Here is a 6,860-nt window from a genome sequence, read left to right on the forward strand (position 1 = left end):
CTCCCCCGCCAAAACCCCGGAAATCCAGTCCCCGAAGCCCCGTGGGCCAGCCCGTCGCCGAGCGAGGTGGCGATATACAAACCACCCCCCGACGCCACAACCCCTAAATGACGAAATCGCAAAAAACCGAACGAACACGAATCCTTGGCCGTCGCTCGATCGCTGCGTCGCTCTATCCCGCCGCTATATAGGTGCGCAGGCTCTCGGCTTCCTGGGTGGCTTCGGCGATCTGGCATTTGACGACATCGCCGATGGAGACGACCCCGGCCAGTCGTCGGTCCCGCAGCACCGGCAGGTGCCGGATCCGGCGGTCCGTCATACGTCCCATCAGGACGGCGACCGTTTCCGTGGGCTCGGCGAAGATCACTTCGGCCGTCATATAGTGAGAAGCGGGCCGCGAAAGCGCATCTGCGCCGTCCTGCGAGATCGCCCGGACAATGTCCCGTTCCGAGAGAACGCCGACGACATCCTCTCCCTGGCAGACGATCAGGGCGCCGACCCGCTTGCGGTCCAACTCGGCGCAGGCCTCGAGCAGCGGCGTTTCGGGCGACAGGGTGAAGACGGCCTGTCCCTTACCTTTCAGAATCTCGGCGACCAGCATGGCGGCTCCTTCCCGTTCGATAGCGAGGCGACCGCGGACCGGCCGCTACGCTGGAAAGATCGCTCAGACGCGGGCGGGACGCAAATCCGATCCCGGCCCGAGCCAGCGCGCCAGTGGGCCGATAGCCAGTATGCCGAACAGGAAGCCGAAGGCGTGCGCCTCCCAGGCGATGCGCCCCCCCCCGGCGCCGGGCGCGAAACCAATCAGGCCGACAACCAGGTTGACCAGCATCCAGACGGCCGAGGCCTTCAGCACCAGAGGGTGGAACAGAGGCAAGATGCGTCCGTGCCCGCCCATCAGCCGCGTCGCCGCACCGATCAGGCCGAACACCGCCCCCGAGGCGCCGACCAGCGGGTCCATGCTCCCGGGATGGCACAGGCCGTAGCCCAAAGCGGCGACGGCGCCGCTGCATATATAGAGAGCGATGAAGGCCAGGGGCGCGAACCCGCGCGACAGCAACCGGGCGACCGGCGCGCCAAAGGCCAGGGCCCCGACCGCATTCATCGCCACATGGGCCCAGCCGCCGTGCACCAACATGGAGGTGAACAGGCCGCTCCACTGGCCGCGCGCCAGATCGCCGGCCCGGAAGGCCATGGACAGTCCCTGATCCGACAGCCGCTCCTGAAGGAAGAACAGCACGGGCATGGAGGCTGCGATCAGCGCGGGCAGGAAGGGCGCGTTCAGGATCTTCTCGCGCGGCGCGCCGGTCGGTTGGTCGGCTGGGTTCTGCATGGCTCCCTTGATGGACAATGTCCGCGTTAACCTCAAGGCGTCCTCAAAACGATCATTTCGCTCTGGCACGACCGTTGCTGAATGACCCGCAGAGACACTGCGGAGCCACTCATGCCGTCCCAAAGACTGACACTGCCGGTTGCGACCCTGACGATGAGCCTGCTGGCCGTCGCCGGCGCCGCCTCGGCCCAATCGGCGGGTTCCGCAGGCGCGGCCCAGTTCCAGGCCGGCTACGGCGGCTCGCGCTACACCACCGCCCAGAACGCCACCGGATCGACGCGCGACGCCAACGGCAACCGCCTGATCGTCGATGGCATCATTCAAGCCGGGGCCAGCAGCTACTCCAGCAGCAGCGCCGGCGTCTCGGTCGGTCAGATCGGCTCGGGCAACGGCGGGACCAACATCGCCGGCGCCACCGCCATCGGCAACAACCTGAACGTGGTGGTGCAGGGCAACCGCAACACCGTGATCGTCAACTCCACCCAGACCAACACCGGCAATATCACCGCCGGGACGGCCCTGAACGGATCGCTGGTTTTCCCATGATCATGACCTCTTCCTTCCGCGCCCGCGCGGCCGTCGCGGTCGCCGCCGCCGCCGCCCTGCTGGCCGGTTGCGCCAGCACCAGCGCCGGACCCTCGGGCCAGTACGCCAAGCCGATCGGCAACGCCCCGGTGACGTCGAACCCGACGCCCTACTCGACCGCGCTCTACTGCCTGGCCGACTATGCGCGCCGCTACAACCTCCCGTCGCCGCGCATGGCTGTGGGCCGGATCAGCGACTACACCGGCACGGTCTCGGCCGACGGCGGCCGCCAGATCACGCAGGGTGCCTCGCTGATGGCGAACACCGCCCTGGCCAAGGCCGGCGCGCGGATCGTCGAACGCTACGACACCTCGGTGTCGGAGCTGGAGCTGCGCTACGCCAACAACAAGCTGATCGGCGACGACCTGCCCAACGGCGCGCCCCAGGACGCCGCCTACCGCCGCATCCTGGCCGGTCAGGTGCCGGGCTCGGACTTCTATGTCGTCGGCGGCATCACCGAGGTGAACTACAATATCCGCTCGGGCGGGTTCGACATCGCCGGCGGCGAGGTCGAGCAAGGCGGTGGCTCGGGGATGCTGACCGGCAAGGTCTTCGTCATGAACGTCGCCATCGACCTGCGACTGGTCCAGACCACCACGCTCGAGGTCGTCGACGTCGTCTCCTATCAAAAGCAGATCGTCGGCCGCGAGATTTCGGCCGGGGTCTTCGACTTCATGAACGGCAACGTCTTCGACATCTCCGCTGGAACCAGCGGCATGGAGCCGGTGCAACTGGCCGTCCGCGCCCTGGTCGAACGCGCCACCGTCGAATTCATGGCCAACCTGTACGGCGCCCCCGGCCCCGAGGTCTGCCTGAACCCTGCCAACGATCCCCTGGGCGACTCTGCGGTCGGCCCGACCGGCGGCTTCTATCCCGCCTACGCCAACACGGACACGAACAATGGCCAAACTCGCGCGGACCCGTCTCGCTGGCACGATCGCCGCGACAGCGCTGTGCGCGGCAGCCGCTAACGCGGCTTCCGCCCAGGACGGCGCGCTCGTCCTGAACAACCAGCTGCAGCTCGGCGACGTGGTCGCCGGCCAGACGCTGAACGTCGTCGACGTTCGCGGACAGGTCGCGGCGTCCAACGCCGCCCATTCCAACATGGCGGTCGGCGGGGCCGACAATGGTGAGCTGAACCTGCGGTCCGACCAGGTCGCGGAGGGGCGCACCATCGCCCGCACCTCGATGACCCTGCGCGGCGACACCGGCGGTCCCGTGATCGGCGTCGTTCAGGCGCGCGGCAACTATCTGGCCGCAACGACGAACAACGCCGTCATGAATACCGATGCGCGTCAGACCGTCAGCGACGACGTCCATGCGCGCAGCGAGATCGTCAACAGCGACGCCCGCCTTCTCGGCGGGGCGAACATCGCCGTCGGCGCCTTCGGCAACACCACGGCGCTCGGCGGAACCAATACGTCCGTCTACGGAACCGTCGAGCAGACCGCGTCCGCCGACGTCCGCGCCCACAATGGGGCAGCGACCCAGTACATCCCGGCCGCTGCCGACTTTTCCGGCCAGGCCGCGGCCAACGCCGTCCAGATCACCTCAGCCGGCGCCTCGAACCAGGACACCACGATCCGGCAGCGTTCGCAGGGCGGCATGGTCGAGGCGGCCGTGAATCCCAATGCGGGAAACGCCTGGGATCTGGCCGGCCGCGCCAGCGCCGCGGGCAACCTGGCGGCGACCTACAATCACGGCGGCGCCCTGATCACCACCACGGATCAGGAAAACGACGCCCGGATCCGCAGCGCCGCGCGTGTCTTCGCCTATGACTACGGTCGGGCGGTCGCCACCGCCAACGGCGTCGGCAACGAGGTCTCGGTCGGCAACCAGGATATCTACGTCAAGATCGACAACAGCCAGCTGAACAGCGGCGGCGTCGACGTCACGGCGACCTTCGAGGGCGCCAAGGGCTATGACGCCTATGTCGGCGCCGACGCCGTCGGCAACTCCGTGACCGGCTACGCCTGCTCGACCTGCGGCGGCGACCTCAACGCCACCAACGTCCAGGTCAACACCGGCGCCATCAACGCCACGGCCAACACGATGATCAGCGGCAGCGCCCGTCACGTCATCAGCGGCGCCAACGCCGTGGGCAACGCCGCGAGCTTCTACGTCACGGGGAACGGCGGAAATTAACTTTCAGTAACTTGAGGCAGTCAAGCACGTTTGTCACTCTAGCCAAACGTGCAGGGCCGCAGTCAGTCTCGGGGGGCGGCCTGATCGCACGATCCGGAGCTTCACCGAATGCGATCGCCTCGCCACCTGCTGCTTGCCGCCTCCAGCCTCGCCCTTTTGAGCGGAGCCGCCCTGCCCGCCGTCGCCCTCCCTGTCGGCCTGACGGCGCCCGCGGCCGTCGCCGCGCAGGAGGCACAACCGTCCACGCCCTGGGCCCAGGCCGCCAGCGACATTCCGGCCGACGCCAACGTCCGCTTCGGCACCCTGTCGAACGGGATGCGCTACGCCATCCTGAAGAACGCCACGCCTCCGGGTCAGGCCTCGCTGCGCCTGCGGATCGACGCCGGTTCGCTGATGGAGAACGAAGACCAGCTGGGTCTGGCCCACTTCATGGAGCACATGGCCTTCAACGGCACGACCAATGTGCCCGAGAACGAGCTGCTGCGCATTCTGGAACGTCTGGGTCTGGCCTTCGGCGCCGACACCAACGCCTTCACCAGCTTCGATCAGACCGCCTATACGCTGGAACTGCCCCGCACTAACGACGAGACCGTCGACACCTCGCTGCGCATCATGCGCGAACAGGTGTCCGAGGCACTGATGAACGCCAAGGACATCGACGACGAGCGCGGCGTGATCGAGGGTGAAGAACGCCTGCGCAACACCCCCGGCCTGCGCTCGCTGAAGGCCCAGATCGCCCTGCTGGCCCCCGGTCAGCGTCTGGCGAACCGCCTGCCCATCGGCGATCTCAGCATCATCCGCTCGGCCCCGCGCGAACGCTTCGTCGAGTTCTACGAGGCCTATTACCGCCCGGAGCGCGCGACGATGATCGCGGTCGGCGACTTCGACGTCGATCAGATGGAAGCCAAGATCAAGGCGACCTTCTCGGATTGGCAGCCCAAGGCCGCCGACGGCCCGAATCCCGATCTGGGAACGGTCGCCGCGCGCGCGTCGGAGACCCGCATCCTGGTCGAGCCGGGCGTGCAGTCGTCGATCCAGCTGAACTGGGTCCGCAGCCCCGACCTCGACCCCGACACCGTCGCCGAACGTCGCGACAGCCTGCTTCATAACCTGGGTCTGGCCGTGCTGAACCGACGTCTGGGCGAAATCGCCCGCGCCGACAATCCGCCCTTCATCAGCGCCAGCGCCGGCAACGGCAGCCTGTTCGACAGCGTCGACATCGGCTCGGTGTCGGCCAACTTCAATCCCGGCGGCCTGAAACGGGCGCTCGAAACCATCGACCAGGAGCAGCGCCGCCTCCTGCAGTTCGGCGTCACCCAGGCCGAACTGAACCGCGAGATCGCCAACAGCCGCACCGCGCTGGAAAACGCCGTCCAGGCCGCCGCGACCCGCAGCACGCCCGGCCTGGCCAACGCCATCCTGGGCGCGGCCAACGACGACCGCGTCTTTTCGGCCCCCGCCACCAATCTCGCCCTGTTCGAGGCTGCTGTGAAGGATCTGAAGGCCGAACAGGTCGGCACGGCCGTCAAGACGGTGTTCGAGGGCTACGGCCCGCTGGCGCTCGTCGTGACGCCCGAAGCCATTGAAGGCGGCGAGGCCGGCGTCACCGCCGCCCTGCAAGCCAGCCGCGCCGTTCCCGTCACGGCCCGCGCCGAACAGGCTGAACTTCAGTGGCCCTACGCCGACTTCGGCGGCGGCGCCGCCCCGACCAGCCGCACCGAGGTCGCCGCCGTCGGCGCCACGGTCGTCACCTTCCCCAACGGCGTGCGCCTGACGGTCAAGCCGACTGCCTTCAAGGACGAGCAAATCCTGATCTCGGTCCGTACCGGCATCGGCGAACAGGCCCTGCCCACGGATCGTTTCACGTCGCAGATGTTGGCGCCGATGGTCTTCACCCAGGGCGGCCTGGGCAAGCTGACGGCCGACGAACTGAGCCGCGTCCTGACTGGAAAGATCTACAGCACCGGCTTCGCCATCGACGGCGACGCCTACCAGCTGTCAGGCGCGACCCGTCCCGCCGATCTGCAGCTGCAGATGCAGGTGCTGGCCGCCTATCTGACCGATCCGGGTCTGCGCCCGGCGCCGTTCGAGCAGATCAAGGCCTTCTTCCCGCAGATCCTGACCCAGCAGCTGGCCACGCCGGGCGGCGCCTTCGGCATTCAGGCGTCCGGTCTGCTGGCGAGCGGCGACAAGCGCGAAACCATGCCGTCGGCCGCGGAGATCGCCGCCTTTACCCTGGATGAGCTGAAGCAGGGCGTGGTCGAAGGCCTGTCGGCGGGTCCGATCGACATCGTCATGGTCGGCGATGTGACGTTGGACGACGCGGCCGCGGCCGTGGCTTCGACCTTCGCCGCCCTGCCGACCCGCGCCCCGGCGGCCCAGCCCCTGCCCGGTTCGGATCAACGTCGCTTCCCGGCGCCGACCGCGCAGCCCGTTCGCCTGACGCACACCGGACCGGCCGAACAGGCTCTGGGCTATGTGGCCTGGCCGACCACCGACGCCGTGGATGACCGCACCGAGGCGCGCAAGGTCAGTATCCTGTCGGAAGTGTTCAAGCTGCGTGTGCTGGAGGAAATCCGCGAGAAGCAGGCCCTGGCCTATTCGCCGCGCGTCTCGTCCTCGGCGTCCGACGTGTTCAAGGGCTATGGCTCCATCTCGGTCATGGCCGAGACGGCGGCGGACAAGATCCCGGCCTTCTACTCCGCCGTGGACGCCATCATCGCCTCGCTGCGCGATGCGCCAATCACCGAGGACGAGTTGAACCGCGCCCGCCTGCCGACGATCGAGTCCCTGCGTC

6 protein-coding genes are annotated in these 6,860 nt (G+C 68.0%); 4 read left to right on the top strand and 2 right to left on the bottom strand.

What is annotated here, in order from left to right; translation table 11 throughout:
• Positions 1-172: 172 nt before the first annotated feature.
• Positions 173-601, bottom strand: a complete 429-nt coding sequence (locus ACREEF_RS15130; protein ID WP_431566393.1) for a CBS domain-containing protein — start codon at positions 599-601, stop codon at positions 173-175.
• Between the two features lie 63 nt (positions 602-664).
• Positions 665-1,333 (bottom strand): rhomboid family intramembrane serine protease, encoded by a 669-nt coding sequence (locus ACREEF_RS15135; protein WP_431566394.1) that lies wholly within the window; start codon positions 1,331-1,333, stop codon positions 665-667.
• 111 nt (positions 1,334-1,444) lie between these two features.
• On the opposite strand from ACREEF_RS15135, the gene hfaA reads away from it, so the two are divergent.
• The 4 genes from hfaA to ACREEF_RS15155 form a co-directional block, all read left to right on the top strand.
• Positions 1,445-1,879, top strand: coding sequence for a holdfast anchoring protein HfaA (gene hfaA, locus ACREEF_RS15140; protein ID WP_431566395.1), 435 nt, complete (start codon positions 1,445-1,447; stop codon positions 1,877-1,879).
• A 2-nt stretch (positions 1,880-1,881) separates the two neighbouring features.
• Entirely contained in the window at positions 1,882-2,889 is a 1,008-nt protein-coding gene (hfaB, locus tag ACREEF_RS15145; protein ID WP_431566398.1) for a holdfast anchoring protein HfaB, read from the top strand.
• Entirely contained in the window at positions 2,819-4,063 is a 1,245-nt protein-coding gene (hfaD, locus tag ACREEF_RS15150; RefSeq protein WP_431566396.1) for a holdfast anchor protein HfaD, read from the top strand. The genes hfaB and hfaD overlap by 71 nt, the downstream gene beginning before the upstream one ends.
• Before the next feature lie 108 nt (positions 4,064-4,171).
• Positions 4,172-6,860 (top strand): M16 family metallopeptidase (locus ACREEF_RS15155; protein ID WP_431566397.1); only part of this gene is annotated, 2,689 nt, incomplete at its 3' end.

The organism is Brevundimonas sp., assembly GCF_050729455.1.
GTDB lineage: Bacteria > Pseudomonadota > Alphaproteobacteria > Caulobacterales > Caulobacteraceae > Brevundimonas.